Origin of the sequence: Xanthomonas sp. NCPPB 3569 (genome assembly GCF_041475645.2) — a bacterium.
Taxonomy (GTDB): Bacteria; Pseudomonadota; Gammaproteobacteria; order Xanthomonadales; family Xanthomonadaceae; genus Xanthomonas; species Xanthomonas phaseoli.
Window position 1 is genome coordinate 411123 of record NZ_CM192969.1, and the last position, 14459, is coordinate 425581.

Sequence of the window (14459 nt, forward strand, 5' to 3'; positions counted from 1 at the left end):
CTGGAGAAGATGATGCTGGTCAAGCGTTGCGCAATTGTCGTGCTGGAGCCGCGTGAGACCGTGTCTTACACATTGGACAGTCTTCTACGAGGCGGCAATGGGCTGGACCATTCGATGCAGTGGTTTGCGCTCGCGCCGCATCTCGATGCCCCGGTGGCCGTGTCAGAAACTCAGCGGGCGTTGCTGGGTGAGCTTAGTCCCTCGCACTGGAGGACTCGCTTGCCATACGACAGTGAAGCGCTTGACGGCTTGATCGCGCAGGGCCTGGTGCTGGAGGAGCAAACGCAAGGCAGTAGGTTCGCTCAAGCCGATTCGCGTCTGAGGGCCTCGCACTGGCATCCGCTTGCCGCGGTGCTGCACGCATTTACGCGATGGGATGGGGTAGATGCGGTCAAGAACACCCGGGATTCTGGCACCGATACAGCGGTTGCAATGCGGCGTGTCTTGGGGCCTGCGCCCCCGGAAGTGTTGCCGGCAAATGACCATCGAACACTCATCGGCCTGCCGCCGATGGTCGCAAACGATTTCGATGACCTGCTGGGACGGCGTGTCACTTGTCGTAATTTCGATCAGAGCAGGCCCGTTCCTCTACCGACGTTCGCCCACATGTTGCAGCGGGTGTTCGCTGCTCATGCCAAGGTAAAGGTGGGCGATGACCTGGTTTTTCTTAAAAAGAATGTGCCCTCCGGTGGTGGCTTGCATCCTATCGAGGCCTACATTTTGGTGAGGAACGTCCAAGATCTGGAATCTGGCGTCTACCACTATCGTGCAGATAGTCACGCCTTAGAGCGTATGTCAGGTCTTGAGTGCTCCGATGACTTCGTCATGCAGGCTGTAGGACAGCAACACTGGTTCGCAGACGCGCATGTGCTGGTTGCCTTGGTGCCGCGCTTTGATCGAACCTTCTGGAAATACAGACAGCATGCCAAAGGGTATCGCGTGGTTGCGTTGGAAGCCGGGCACTTGTCGCAGACGCTGTATCTGGCGGCAACCGACCTCGGTTTGGGGGCGTTTATCACCGGTGCGGTGAACGAAAAACATCTCGAGCGCGCGCTTGGGTTGGACCCGACTTCGGAAGGCGTTCTCGCCGTATGCGGCTTTGGCTGGCGCGCCACGACCATGGTGACGGCAGAGCTGGATCCTATGGGTGCGATTTGGTCCGCAGCGACTTGAGACGTATCGGACAATCGCGTGAGGCCAGTCTGCTCGCTTTCTCGCTATGTCCGAGCGTGTGCCGTTGACGTATTGGTAGCTGCCCTTGATACACCCGGTTTGCCCGCCGGTATCTGGCGCCGCTTGCTGACAATCCGAGCAGCGCTCCGGTTTTGCGTAGCACCTGCGAAGGCTGACGGCAGAGTGCCGTCGGCCTTCGTGTCCCGGCTAAAGCAAGTGCCGCGCAGGCTTACTTCCGAATCGCCTGCGTATGCGTCTTCAAGGCCTCGCTCAGGCCGTTGATCTTGTCCGCGCCTTCCGGGACGGTGATGCTGGAGCCTTCCAGATCCGCACCGATCGGTTGCACGCGGCCGCCCAGGCATTGGCTCAGGAAGCTTTCGGTCACTGCGTTGAAGGCCTTGCTGTTTTCCGGGCGGCGGAAGCCGTGGCCTTCGTCGGGGAACAGCACATAGGTGACCGGAATGTTCTTGGCCTTCATCGCGTTGACGATCTGGTCGCTTTCGGCCTGTTTGACGCGCGGGTCGTTGGCGCCCTGGCCGATCAACAGCGGCTTGCTGATCTTGTCGACATGGGTCAGCGGAGAACGGTCGGTCAGCCACTGCTTGCCGGCTTCGGTGGCGGGGTCGCCCATGCGCCGGGTCAGCTGCTTGTAGAAGCTGGCCCAGTACGGCGGCACGGTGCCGAGCAAGGTGTTGAGATTGGCCGGGCCCACGATATCCACGCCGCATTTGAAGGCGTCCGGGGTAAAGGTCATGCCGACCAGCGTGGCATAGCCGCCGTAGCTGCCGCCCATGATGGCGACATCCTCGGGTTTGGTGACCCCTTGCTTGACCGCCCATTGCACCGCATCGAGCAGGTCGTCGTGCATCTTGCCGGCCCACTCGCCATTGCCGGCATTGGTGAACGCCTTGCCGAAGCCGGTGGAGCCACGGAAGTTCACCGACAACACCGCATAGCCGCGGTTGGCCAGCCATTGCTCGTACGGTCCGTAGCCGTAGCTGTCGCGCGCCCACGGGCCGCCGTGCACGAACAGCACCAACGGCACCGGCTTGTCGGCCTTGCCGTCGTGGTTGGCATCGGCTTCGGCCGGCAGGGTGAGGTAGCTGATCAGCTTGAGGCCGTCGCGTGCGGTCAGCTCCTGTGGCCACATCGGCACCAGCGGCTTGCCCTCCAGTGCCGGCCGCGCGGAGAACAGCTTGGTCAGCTTGCCGCCATCGGCGCGATCGTAGCGGTAGTAGGTCAACGGGGTTTCCGCCGCGGAATAGCCCACGATCCAGATGCGATCATCGAGCGTGCGCGCGGCCACGCTGGCATCGCCGTCGCCCAGGGATTTGAGTTTCTGCAGATCCGCGGCAATGCCGTTGTCCAGCGGCTTCCATTCTTCGCGCAGGTAGTCGGTGGACACCGCCTGCACCGCCCCGGTCTTGGGGTCGTTCAAGGTGGCGCCGACGTCGGCGCGCGGGCTTTCGAACAGCAGCGTGCGTGTATTGCTGGCCGTGTCGATGGCATACAGCGCTGCGGTATCGCGGTTGCGCGAATCCTGCATGTACAGCGTCTTGCCATCCTCGGTCAGGCCTTCCGGCGCGGTGTTGCTGACATCCTCGAACGGAATGCGGTCCACGCTCTTCCAGCGGTTGCCATCGGGCACCAGCAACTCCCTGCCGGCATCGTCGGTGGCGCGCGTGGCGTAGCGCAGCTGGTAATCGCCATCGAGCAGGTACGCATCCAGGCTGTCGGTGTTCTTCTGTACCAGCGTGCGCTTGCCGGAGGCCAGGTCCACGCGATACAGGTCGTGCCACTTGGCGTCGCGGTCGTTCATGCCGACCATGATCGATTCGGGATGCTGCGCGCTGACCCGATACACCTCGGCATTGGTCTTCTTGAACGGGGTGAGATCCTTGCTGCTGCCATCGGCCAGATTGACCGAGAACAGGTGAAAATCTTCATCGCCGCCGTTGTCGCGCAGGTACAGCAAGGTATTGGGTTGATAGGTCCAGAAGTAATTACGAATGCCGCGTGCGGTGTCCTTGGTGATTGCGCGCGCCTGGTCGGGTGCGTCCACCGGCGCAACCCAGACATTGAGCACGCCCTCCAGCGGCGCCACCCAGCTGAGGTACTTGCCGTCCGGGCTGATGCTGACAGTGGCCCGCTCGGGATTGCCGAACAGCGCATCACGGGTGATCAGCGCAGGCGCCGCCACGGGCGCTGTGGCAGCCGGTGCAGGTGCTGCCGCTTTCTCGGCAGCGGGCGCAGGTTTGTCGCTGCACGCAGACAGCGCGAGCAGCATGCTGGAAACAAGAAGCAGGCGTTGCATGGGCACTCCGGTGGCAAGGCGGCCAAGCCGGCCGATGTGCCACGCTAGCGGCAGCGTGCGCGCAGGCGAACGTGCCGTTGGTCACCCTGCCATGCGCCGCTACGCAGACGCGGACACAAATTCCACCAGCGCCGCACCGTCGTCCACCAGATCGCCTTCGGCCACCAGATACGCCTGCACGGTGCCATCGCTGGGCGCGTGCAGGGTGTGCTCCATCTTCATCGCTTCCAGCACCACCAGCGCCTGCCCTCGGGTGACCGGCTGGCCCACTGCTGCGGGCAGGGACACGATGCGCCCGGGCATCGGTGCGGTGAGGCCGCCGGCGTCCTGGGTAGGCTGGTCGGCTTCTGCCAGTGCATCGTGGTGACGGAAGACGGCCCGCTGCGTGGCCCCGATCAGGGTCAGCGTGGCGCCGTCGCGCAGCACCTGTGCACGCCATTGCCGGCCGTCCATCTCCACCCGCAGGCCCGTCTCATGCCGCTGGTAGCGCAAGGCATGTGTCTCGTCTGCATTGCCGACCTGCCAGCCATCGGCATCCGGGCGCACCGCGAGTTGGCGGCGCTCGCCGTTCGCTTCCAGCACGATGCGCTGCGCCGCATGCGCACCGATGCGCCAACCATCGGTGTGCTGCCACGGCGAATGCGGATCGGCCGGATCAACGGCCACTGCCAGCACTGCGTCGGCCATCAACACCGCTGCCAGGCACCACCAGGCGGTGTCGGGGCTACGCGCCTCCGGAAACAGCACGGCGTGTTCGCGCTCGATCAACGCGGTATCCAGATTGGCCGACGCGAACGAATCGGTCGCGATCAGGCGCGACAGGAATGCACTGTTGGTGGTGACACCTACCGCGTGGAATTGCGCCAACGCCGCGCGCATGCGTGCCAATGCAGCCGGGCGGTCGGTATCCCAGACGATCAGCTTGGCGATCATCGGGTCGTAATAAGGGCTGATGGTGTCGCCTTGCTCCACGCCCGCATCGATGCGCACATGCGCGCTGGCAGCAGGCATCCGCAACTGACGCAGCGTGCCGGTGGATGGTAGAAAACCGCGCTCGGCATCTTCGGCGTACAGGCGTGCCTCCAGCGCATGCCCGTGAATGCGCAACTCATGCTGCCTGCGCGGCAAGCGCGCGCCAGCGGCGACCCGCAACTGCCATTCGACCAGGTCGGTGCCGGTGATCAACTCGGTCACCGGGTGCTCCACCTGCAGCCGGGTGTTCATTTCCATGAAATAGAAATCGCCGTCCGGGCCGGCGATGAATTCCACCGTGCCGGCACCGACATAGCCCACCGCCTGCGCCGCATCCACCGCTGCCTTGCCCATCGCTGCGCGCCTGGCTTCGCTCATGCCGGGCGCAGGCGCTTCTTCCAGCACCTTCTGGTGGCGGCGCTGCACCGAGCAGTCGCGTTCGAACAGGTACACCACCTCGCCATGCGTATCGCCGAACACCTGAATTTCGATATGCCGCGGCCGCTGGACATATTTTTCCACCAGCACGTGTGCATTGCCGAATGCCGACTGCGCTTCGCGCTGGCAACTGGCCAACGCGTCTTCGAAGGCCGCGCTGGCATCCACGCGGCGCATGCCCTTGCCGCCACCGCCCGCACTGGCCTTGATCAACACCGGGTAGCCGATGGCATCGGCCTGCGCACGCAGAAATGCCGGTGCTTGTTCGTCGCCGTGGTAACCCGGCGTCAGCGGCACGCCGGCCCGCTGCATCAGTGCCTTGGCCGCACTCTTGTCGCCCATCGCGCGAATCGCCGCTGCCGGCGGGCCGATGAAGACGATGCCAGCGTGCGCACAGGCCTCGGCAAATGCCGCGTTTTCAGACAGGAAGCCATATCCGGGATGGATCGCCTGCGCACCGGTGGCGCGTGCCGCTTGCAGGATCGCTTCGCCACGCAGATAGCTCTGCTGCGCGGGGGCGGCGCCGATATGCACCGCCTCGTCCGCCATGCGCACATGCCGTGCATTGCGGTCTGCGTCCGAGTACACCGCCACCGTTGCAATGCCCAGCGTGCGGCAGGTGGCGATGACCCGGCAGGCGATCTCGCCGCGATTGGCGATCAGGATCTTGTCGAAGGGCGCTTGCGTTGCTGCGGCGATAGGGTCGCGCTGGGTCATCGAATCAGTCTCTGCACGTCGCCGTAGCGGCGGGTCGTCTTACGAAGATAAACGGCTTGTCTGTTTGCATCTGGACATCGAGCGCGAGCAGGTTGCCTGTTACACGGCACGGTGTCGCTGCAAGCCAACTGCGCGAACCTCCACGATTGCCGGCCCGCATATCACAACCTCACGCCACAGCCTGCACACCGGCGGCGGGCGCCGCAGCACGCACAAGTGCGGCGGCGGTGCCCCAGTACTCACATGCGAAACACACCAAAGCGCGTGGGTTCGATCGGCGCGTTCAAGGCTGCCGACAATCCCAGGCCCAGCACGCGGCGCGTATCGGCCGGGTCGATGATGCCATCGTCCCAGAGCCGTGCACTGGCGTAATACGGATGTCCCTGCTGCTCGAACTGCGCGCGGATCGGCGTCTTGAATGCTTCCTCGTCTTCGCCCGACCACGCGCCACCCTTGGCTTCGATGCCATCGCGACGCACGGTGGCCAACACGCTGGCCGCCTGTTCGCCGCCCATCACGCCGATGCGGGCGTTCGGCCACATCCACAAGAAGTTCGGCGAATAGGCGCGCCCGCACATGCCGTAGTTGCCCGCACCGAACGAGCCGCCGATCACCACGGTGAACTTGGGCACCTTGGCGCAGGCCACCGCCATCACCAGCTTGGCGCCGTCCTTGGCGATGCCGCCATGCTCATACTTGCGTCCGACCATGAAGCCGGTGATGTTCTGCAGGAATACCAGCGGAATGCCGCGCTGCGTGCATAGCTCGATGAAGTGCGCGCCCTTGAGCGCGGACTCGGAAAACAGGATGCCGTTGTTGGCAATGATGCCGACCGGGTAGCCATGCAGATGCGCAAACCCCGTCACCAGCGTACTGCCATAGCGCGGCTTGAATTCGTCCAGGCGCGAATCGTCGACGATGCGCGCGATCACTTCGCGCACATCGAACGGCTTGCGCGTGTCGGCAGGAATCACGCCATACAGTTCGTCGGCGGCATAGCGTGGTGGCAACGGTGCCTGCAGCGCCAGCGCTGCGGCAGGTTTGCGCCAGTTGAGCTGGGCGATGATGGTGCGCACGCGCGCCAGCGCCTGCAGATCATTGTCGGCAAAGTGATCGGCCACGCCGGAAATGCGCGTATGCACATCGGCGCCGCCCAGGTCTTCAGCACTGACTACTTCGCCGGTGGCGGCCTTCACCAGCGGCGGGCCACCCAGGAAGATGGTGCCTTGCTCGCGCACGATCACCGTTTCGTCGCTCATTGCCGGCACATAGGCGCCGCCGGCGGTGCACGAGCCCATCACGCACGCAATCTGCGGGATGCCGTTGGCCGACAGGTTGGCCTGGTTGTAGAAGATGCGTCCGAAGTGGTCGCGGTCGGGAAACACTTCGTCCTGCAACGGCAGGAATGCACCGCCCGAATCGACCAGATAGATGCACGGCAGCCGGTTTTGCTGCGCGATCTCCTGCGCACGCAGATGCTTCTTCACCGTCATCGGGTAATAGGTGCCGCCCTTGACGGTGGCATCGTTGGCCACTATCACGCATTCCACGCCGGACACGCGGCCGATACCGGCCACCACGCCCGCGCACGGAACCTGGTCGTCGTACATGCCATGCGCGGCCAGGGGAGCGATTTCCAGCAACGGGCTGCCCGGATCCAGCAAGGCATCGATGCGCTCGCGCACCAGCAGCTTGCCGCGTGCGGTGTGTTTGGCGCGTGCGGTGTCGCTGCCGCCACGGGCGGTCTGGGCGAGGGTGCGGCGCAGGTCGTCGATCACCGCGCGCATCGCCGCAGCGTTGTGTTGAAAACTCTCGCCGCTGACCTGCAGCTGGCTATCGATCACGCTCATGGTGGCTCCGTCAGGCGGTGCGTTCGAACAACTCGCGGCCGATCAGCATGCGCCGGATTTCCGAGGTGCCCGCGCCAATCTCGTACAACTTGGCATCGCGCCACAGGCGTCCGGTGGGGTATTCGTTGATGTAGCCGTTGCCGCCCAGCACCTGGATGGCCTGACCTGTCAGCCAGGTTGCCTTCTCGGCGGCGTAAAGGATGGCGCCGGCTGCATCCTGGCGGGTGGTGCGCCCGGCATCGCAGGCGCGTGCCACCGCATAGACATACGCGCGGCAGGCATTGAGCCCCACGTACATATCGGCCAGCTTGGCCTGCATCAACTGGAAGGTGCCGATCGGCTCGCCGAACTGCTTGCGCTCGTGCACGTACGGCAACACCACGTCCATGGCTGCGGCCATCAGCCCCAGTGGCCCGCCGGCCAGCACCACGCGTTCGAAATCCAGCCCGGACATCAGTACACGCACGCCGCCGTTGAGCGTGCCGAGCACGTTTTCCGCCGGCACTTCGCAATCGGTGAATACCAGCTCGCAGGTGTTGGAGCCGCGCATGCCCAGCTTGTCCAGCTTCTGTGCGGTGGAAAAGCCCGGCATGCCCTTCTCGACGATGAAGGCGGTGATGCCGCGCGCGCCGGCGTCCGGGTCGGTCTTGGCGTACACCACCAGCACGTCGGCATCCGGGCCGTTGGTGATCCACATCTTGCTGCCGTTGAGCACAAAGCGGTCGCCGCGCGCATCGGCGCGCAGCTTCATCGACACCACGTCCGAACCGGAGCCGGCTTCGCTCATCGCCAGCGCGCCCACATGCTCGCCACTGCACAGCTTGGGCAGGTAGCGTTGCTTCTGCTCGTGGCTGGCGTTCTTGCGTAGCTGGTTCAGGCACAGATTGGAGTGTGCGCCATACGACAGCCCGATCGCGCCGCCAGCACGCGAAATCTCTTCCATCGCCACCACGTGCGCCAGATAGCCCATGCCGCTTCCACCGTACTCTTCTTCGACGGTCAGGCCGAGCAGGCCTTGTTCGCCGAGCAGGCGCCAGAGCTGGGCGGGGAACACGTTATCGTGGTCGGCTGCCGCGGCCAGCGGAGCGATATGGTGGCTGGCGAAGGCGGCCACGCTTTCGCGCAGCAGGTCGATCTCTTCGCCAAGCTCGAAGTTCAAGGACGGCACATGCATGCAACAACTCCACAGGGATCGGGATGTGCCGGGTGGGAGCGGGCGGGCCGCGCGGCGGATGCGGCCAGACTAGCGGTCCGCGACAAAAAAGTGAACTAAAATTCAACTATTGAACACAGAATCACACCATGGCTTACCGACGCTCCGCCCTGATGGAAGAACGCCTGGCCGGCAACCGCGAGCGCATCCTGCACGCGGCCCGCGTCTTGATCGCCGAAGGTGGCTACCGCAATGCACCGGTCACCGCGGTGGCAGCGGCCGCGGGCGTCTCGACCGGGCAGATTTACCGACATTTCCCATCGAAAGCCGAACTTTTCGTGGAAGTTCTAAACGAGGCGGTACAGCGCGAGATGGCCATCCTGCGTGCCATTGCGGCCACCCAGGCCAGCGCAGCCGAACGTCTGCGTAGTGCAATCGCTACCTTCGTGCGGCGGGCGCTGGCCGGCCCGGCGCTGGCATACGCCTTCATCGCCGAGCCGGTGGAAAGCGAGGTCGACGCCGAGCGCATCCGCGGCCGCCGCCAGTTCGGTGAGGTGTTTCGCCAGCTGCTTGCCGAAGGCGTGGCGGCCGGGGAGTTTCCGCAGCAGTCGCTGGACGCCGCAGCTGCCTGCATCGTCGGCGCGTTCACCGAGGCCCTGGTGGGGCCGATCGCCCCCAGCCGTGGCGATCCGCATCAGGGCGAGCAACTGGTCGAAGCGATCTGTGGCTTCTGTCTGCGTGCGGTAGGGGCAGCGCAAGCGGGCAGCTGACAGTGCACTGACCACGCACAGAGATGTGCCTCCCAGATGCAGCCAACTGTGCATATACTGTGCACCTACCCTGCCGGAGCCGTGCGATGGTCGCCGTTCTCAATCCCCTGGCCTTGACCGAACGCCTGCGCGTGCCGGACCGGACCATCCTGTCGCCGTCGGCCATGGCCGGCCTGCTGGATCTTTCGCAACAGGAACTGGCCGAGCTGGCCGGCGTGCATCGCAACAGCCTGCGCGTGCACCCGGAAAGCCCGCGCGTGCAGGACTTGCTGCGCAATTTGTCGCGGCTGCTGGTGGCGATGGCGCAGGTGCAACCGGACGAGCGCCAGGTGGTGTTCCACCTCAAGAACACGCCGATTCCGGCGTTCGAGTTCGCCACCTTGCTGGAAGTGGTCAAGCAGGGGCGCACCGACGATGCGCTGACCTATCTGCGCACGGTCGCCGCAGGGGCGGCCGGTTGAAGCTGAGCGCCCCGGCGCACTGCACGCTCTATCGCGCCTTTACCCCGCGCTGGGCCGCCGAACCGCTGAGCGGTGCCGGTGCGGCGCGCTCGGGTGGGCGTTTCAATCGCTTCGGCCAGCCGGCGCTCTATCTGTCGCTGCAACTGGAAACCGCCGCGGCCGAATATGCCCATGCCGCCCCGTTCCTGCCACCGTTGACGCTGGTCAGTTACGCCGCCGATCTTCCGGCATTGGCCGATCTGCGTTTGCTCGATGCCAGCTGGGATGCGGTGTGGGCCGACTGGGCCGACGACTGGCGCAAGGCGCTGGTCAACAAGATCGAACCGGTGAGCTGGGTGCTCGGCGACCTGCTGCGCGAAGCAGAGATTCCTGGCGTGATCTTCCCCAGCATGGCGCGGCCGGCAGGCGTCAACGTGGTGCTGTTTCTGGACATGCTGCAGCCCGAGCGCGTGCTGCAAGTGCTCGACGATGGCCGCCTGCCGCGCGATGGCCGCAGTTGGGGTGATCCGCCGACCGTTGAGCTCGGCGATCCGGTCGACCGGTGACGCGTGTTCCTTATGCTGGTCGTGGCCGCCGGGTCGGCATGCAAACGCACGCAGCAGACATCTGACAGCTGCGGCTCACCTTCAACCAATCAGCACCTGCACCACACCCGCCAGCACCGGTGCGGCCACTGCGGCCGGCACGATCGCGCCGCGCCGATACGGCAGCAGCCACAGCGACAACACCGCCGCACTGGCGGTCAACGTGCCCAGCCATAGCACTGCGCCGATGCCCCAACCCTGCGCATGCACCGCCAACGCGAAGGTGAGACACAGCAGCAACCACCCCACCACACGCAGTTGGCGCGACCGTGTGGTGCCCAGCAGGCGGCCGCGCAACTGCTGCTGATGCTTGTCCATCGCCAGGCACAGCGCAGCAAACCCGGAAAAATTCAACGCCAGCAACAGCAGCACGCTCATGCGCCTTCCTGGAGCGGCGCGGTCGGCGGTGCAGGCGTTGCGGCAACAGCGCGCGCGCGTCGTGCCGAAGCCGGCTGCGGCGCTTTCCAACGTTGCAAGCGAAAGCCGGCAATGCCCAGGCACAGGCCCAGGAACAGGCACACCAGATCCACACCGGCCAGTGCCCATTGCCCGGCCGGCAGCGTCACGCCCAGGTGCACATCGGTGGTGAGTGCGTTGAGCACCGGCACCAGCGCGAATAACGCCGCGCCCAGATACAACTGCCAGCTCCACATCGCACGCCGTGGCCACGCGAATGCCGCCAGCAATGCCGTGGCCCACGCAGCAAAAAACACATTGGCCTCCATCGCTGCGCGCGCATCCAGGTTCACCGGCAACACGCGGTTGGCCCAGAAGAAACTGGCGAAGGCGATCGGCAAACCGGCCACGGTGCCGATATTGAGTGCGTCCACCAGGCGCAGGCCGAAGCCGATGCGCCCGGCTTTCAAATGCTTGGGGCGTTCTTTCACCGCCCACATCACCACCCCGCTGGCCACCATCAGGCAGCCCAGCAGGCCGGAGCCGAAAAACAGCGCGCGCAGCCATGGCCCGGCGAAATGGGCCAGATGCAGACCCACCATCACCCCACGCGTCTGGCTGGCACCGCCCGGCGGCCCGCTGCGTTGCAGGCGCTCGCCACCCACTGCATCGAACAGGATGGAGGGCACGTCGGTGGACAGGTTGTCGGCAAATTGGCTCACCCCGACGGCAGCATGCGCATCGTTGGGCAGCGACACCGCAACGTTGCCCGCCTCGCCACCACGCCAGTCGCTGCGCGCACGTGCCACGAACTGCTCCAGCGGCAGCATGCGCGCCGGTATGCCCGCTGCCTTGCGCGTATCGGCCACACGATTGGCCGCCTCGTCGTAGAAGCGCATCTCATCGCCTGCATAGCGCGCCTTGATGCCCCACGGCAGGTACATGAACATCAAGGTCACGATGCCGGTATAGGTAATCATCGCGTGGTACGGCAACGCGGTCACCGCGCTGACGTTGTGGAAATCCAGCCACGACCGCAGCCCCTTGCCCGGGCGGAAGGTAAAGAAGTCCTTGAAGATTTTCTTGTGCGTGATCACCCCGCTGATGATCGCCACCAGCATGAACATCGCGCAGAACCCCACGATGTAGCGCGCCCACATCACCGGCACGTAGTGCAGGTCGAAATGCAGCCGATAGAAGAATTCGCCGCCCAGCGTGTCGCGTGCAGCGATGTCCTTGCCGGTGGCCGGGTCGATGATGGCGGTGCCGTACAGTTGCCGGCGCTCTGCCGGTTTGCCGTCGGCGGGTGCGGGATTCTGCCAGTACATGCTCACCACCGGAGTGCGCGGATCCGGCAAGGTGATGTTCCAGCTCACCGCATCGGCTGCGTGTGTTTGCAGATACTGCTCGGCGCTGCGCAGTGCGGTGGCGGTGCTCACGGTAGTGGTGGGCAGTTCCGGGCGCATCCAGCGGCTGATTTCGTCGCGGTAATAACTGGCCGTGCCACCCATGAAGATCAGCAGCAAGACCCAGCCGACCAGTAGCCCGGTCCAGGTGTGCAGCCACGCCATCGATTGGCGAAAACCCTGCTTCATGCCGCGCTCCGTTGCAGCCACGCGGCCAGCGCAAACAGCAGCGCCGCCGGCACCGCGATGCCGGCCCAGGCACGCCACACGCTGGCGGTGGCGAAGGCCCACAACGGCGCACACGCGCACACCACGATCCCGATCAGCATGCTGGTCAATACCGCTTCGCTGCGCGGCATCGGCAACACCAGCGCCAGCGACAGATTGGTGGCGCTGGCCAGCGCGTAGCCGCCGAAGATGGCTGCCAGCGTGCGCGCAAGCACGCCCAGCCAGGGGCGCTTGAACCAGCCAAGCGGCAGGGGCGATGCGCTGGACATCACGCCACCGCGCGCAATGGACGTGGAGCAAGCGCCACAGCGCAGCGCCACGTTGCCAGGCCGGGTGGGCCGGCAACCGCAAGTGGTTCCCGCCTATGCCGTAGGACGCGCAAGCCAGGCGTCGCCGCGGCGCAGCAGCGACGCCTGTTCCATGCGTGCACGGGAGCTATGCCGACCATGCTTACTCGGCCAGGAAAGTCAGCGTGCTGATGTGATGCACCATCGATACCTGCTTGCCGGCGATCTCGCGCTTCACCGGTTCCTTGTTGGTGGCCACCAGGATGTGGCGGCCCGCCCGCAGCGTGGGCAGCGTCACCTGGCCCTTGGCATCGGAGGTCAGCGTCTTCTGCCATTTCTGCGGGTCGATCACCGTCACGTCCACCTTGGGCAGTGGCTTATTGCGATACAGCACGGTCAGCGTATTGCTGTTGGCAGCGGTGGGGACCAGTTCGAAATCGAGCTTTGCAGCCGCTGTGGTACGGCCGGCGCGTGCGTAATAGCTCACCGTCTCGAAACCGCCGGCTTCGCCCTTCCATGGCTCGAACACGCTGTCGTCGCTCAACCACGCATCGCCGCTGCCGGCCAGCGGCGCGGTCAGGAACTCGGTCCCGCGCTGCAGTGGACCGGCCTTGCCGGCAGTGCCGAATACGCTTGGTTTGACGACGCGCTTGATCTCGTCTTCGCCATGGTCCAGCGCGTCCTGCGCCGGCTCGCCGAAGAAGATGCGCACCGGGCCGCTGCCGTCGCGCTCGATCCAGATTTCGTGGGCCTGGGCAGACAGGCTGATGCTGGCCAAGGCCAGGCAGGACAGCAGGAAGGATTTCATCGCGGCGACTCCTCAAGGACGAGACCGGCGAGGCGAGAACCGCGCCACCGTGGTTGTTGGGAATGATACGCAATTCCCACAACGCAGACCAATGCGCGGTATGCGGCGCTGCGGCAATTGACCCGCCGAGGCGAGCGTGCCCACGCACAGAAGCATCCACCCACCGGGCACGCAGCGCCCATCGCTGCGAAAACTGTCATGCAGGCTGGTCAGACTGGCGCAAAGTGTGCTCTATACTCCGGCGCTAGCAGAGGTCTTCGACCAACAGCCAGGGGTGAGCGCGTGCGGAATTACGACCTCGAGTTCCTGAAAAAATTCTCGATGGTGATCGGTTTACTCGTGGTGATCACCCTGGGCCTGATCGCCCTGGCAGCGTATTTGCAACGCGCTATCCCCGACGAAGTCTCGCCCACTGCCGCAAAACGCGTGCTGCAACGCATTGCGCCTGCCGGCGCGGTCTATGCCGGTGCCACTGGCGCGTCCGCGCAGGCCGCAGCCCAGGCCGCAGCGCTGGCCAAGGCCGCCTCGCAGTCCGCTTACGGCGGTACGACCGACGGCAAGACCATCTTCAACAACCTGTGCACCGCCTGCCACACCACCGGTGTCGGCAAGGCGCCCACGCTGGACCATTCGCATTGGGATGCACGCATCGCACAGGGCAAGGACACCTTGTACAAGCACGCGATCGAGGGCTACACCGGTCCGGATGGCGGCATCATGCCTCCCAAGGGCGGCAACCCGGCGCTGACCGAAGAGCAGGTACGCGCCACCGTCGACTGGATGCTGGGCAACCTCAAGTAGGGCTTGGCAAGTTGGCGGGGGAGGATGGGGCTGCGATTTCCCGCCTGGTACCGCGCATTGGCTGCGTGGCGTATCCGATCCAACGCGTCGCCTGCAGAGGT

The 14459-nt window shown here is 65.1% G+C and carries 13 protein-coding genes; 5 read left to right on the forward strand and 8 right to left on the reverse strand.

All coding sequences use genetic code 11. The annotated features are described in order from the left end of the window. The first annotated feature begins 12 nt into the window (after window positions 1-12). A complete protein-coding gene (locus tag ACCQ03_RS01615; RefSeq protein ID WP_209227523.1) occupies window positions 13-1173 on the forward strand; it encodes a putative peptide maturation dehydrogenase in 1161 nt (386 codons plus the stop codon). Window positions 1174-1402: 229 nt separating this feature from the next. Here ACCQ03_RS01615 and ACCQ03_RS01620 read toward each other — a convergent pair whose 3' ends face one another. The 4 genes from ACCQ03_RS01620 to ACCQ03_RS01635 all read right to left on the reverse strand — a co-directional run bounded on the left by ACCQ03_RS01620 (window position 1403) and on the right by ACCQ03_RS01635 (window position 8638). Continuing rightward, on the reverse strand, window positions 1403-3487 hold the full coding sequence (locus ACCQ03_RS01620) for a S9 family peptidase (RefSeq protein ID WP_209227524.1): 2085 nt from the start codon (window positions 3485-3487) through the stop codon (window positions 1403-1405). Window positions 3488-3586: 99 nt separating this feature from the next. Then, window positions 3587-5614 (reverse strand): acetyl/propionyl/methylcrotonyl-CoA carboxylase subunit alpha, encoded by a 2028-nt coding sequence (locus tag ACCQ03_RS01625; protein ID WP_209227526.1) that lies wholly within the window; start codon window positions 5612-5614, stop codon window positions 3587-3589. Between the two features lie 239 nt (window positions 5615-5853). Beyond that, the gene (locus tag ACCQ03_RS01630) at window positions 5854-7464 is read right to left on the reverse strand and encodes a carboxyl transferase domain-containing protein (RefSeq protein ID WP_209227528.1); all 1611 of its coding nucleotides are present in this window, start codon (window positions 7462-7464) and stop codon (window positions 5854-5856) included. Between the two features lie 10 nt (window positions 7465-7474). Then, on the reverse strand, window positions 7475-8638 hold the full coding sequence (locus ACCQ03_RS01635; protein WP_057679100.1) for an isovaleryl-CoA dehydrogenase: 1164 nt from the start codon (window positions 8636-8638) through the stop codon (window positions 7475-7477). Between the two features lie 128 nt (window positions 8639-8766). On the opposite strand from ACCQ03_RS01635, the gene ACCQ03_RS01640 reads away from it, so the two are divergent. The 3 genes from ACCQ03_RS01640 (at window position 8767) to ACCQ03_RS01650 (ending at window position 10393) form a co-directional block, all read left to right on the forward strand. Next, window positions 8767-9387 carry a TetR/AcrR family transcriptional regulator gene (locus tag ACCQ03_RS01640; RefSeq protein ID WP_041019217.1) on the forward strand — a complete coding sequence of 207 codons (621 nt, stop codon included), beginning with the start codon at window positions 8767-8769 and terminating at the stop codon, window positions 9385-9387. 86 nt (window positions 9388-9473) lie between these two features. Further along, the gene (locus tag ACCQ03_RS01645; protein ID WP_017156918.1) at window positions 9474-9848 is read left to right on the forward strand and encodes a hypothetical protein; all 375 of its coding nucleotides are present in this window, start codon (window positions 9474-9476) and stop codon (window positions 9846-9848) included. Then, window positions 9845-10393: an RES family NAD+ phosphorylase gene (locus ACCQ03_RS01650; protein WP_057679102.1), complete on the forward strand. Its 549-nt coding sequence runs from the start codon at window positions 9845-9847 to the stop codon at window positions 10391-10393. The genes ACCQ03_RS01645 and ACCQ03_RS01650 overlap by 4 nt, the downstream gene beginning before the upstream one ends. A gap of 81 nt (window positions 10394-10474) precedes the next feature. Here the strand turns inward: ACCQ03_RS01650 and ACCQ03_RS01655 are convergent, their stop codons facing one another. The 4 genes from ACCQ03_RS01655 to ACCQ03_RS01670 all read right to left on the reverse strand — a co-directional run bounded on the left by ACCQ03_RS01655 (window position 10475) and on the right by ACCQ03_RS01670 (window position 13557). Then, the gene (locus ACCQ03_RS01655) at window positions 10475-10810 is read right to left on the reverse strand and encodes a DUF3325 domain-containing protein (RefSeq protein ID WP_057679103.1); all 336 of its coding nucleotides are present in this window, start codon (window positions 10808-10810) and stop codon (window positions 10475-10477) included. Next, the gene (locus ACCQ03_RS01660) at window positions 10807-12423 is read right to left on the reverse strand and encodes a PepSY-associated TM helix domain-containing protein (protein ID WP_150145352.1); all 1617 of its coding nucleotides are present in this window, start codon (window positions 12421-12423) and stop codon (window positions 10807-10809) included. Before ACCQ03_RS01660 ends, ACCQ03_RS01655 begins: the two co-directional genes overlap by 4 nt. Further along, a complete protein-coding gene (locus ACCQ03_RS01665; RefSeq protein WP_057679105.1) occupies window positions 12420-12731 on the reverse strand; it encodes a DUF3649 domain-containing protein in 312 nt (103 codons plus the stop codon). Before ACCQ03_RS01665 ends, ACCQ03_RS01660 begins: the two co-directional genes overlap by 4 nt. A 181-nt stretch (window positions 12732-12912) precedes the next feature. After that, complete coding sequence (locus ACCQ03_RS01670) at window positions 12913-13557, reverse strand: DUF4198 domain-containing protein (RefSeq protein ID WP_209227530.1); 645 nt, start codon at window positions 13555-13557, stop codon at window positions 12913-12915. Between the two features lie 282 nt (window positions 13558-13839). On the opposite strand from ACCQ03_RS01670, the gene ACCQ03_RS01675 reads away from it, so the two are divergent. After that, entirely contained in the window at window positions 13840-14358 is a 519-nt protein-coding gene (locus tag ACCQ03_RS01675) for a c-type cytochrome (RefSeq protein WP_005912306.1), read from the forward strand. Window positions 14359-14459 lie beyond the last annotated feature (101 nt).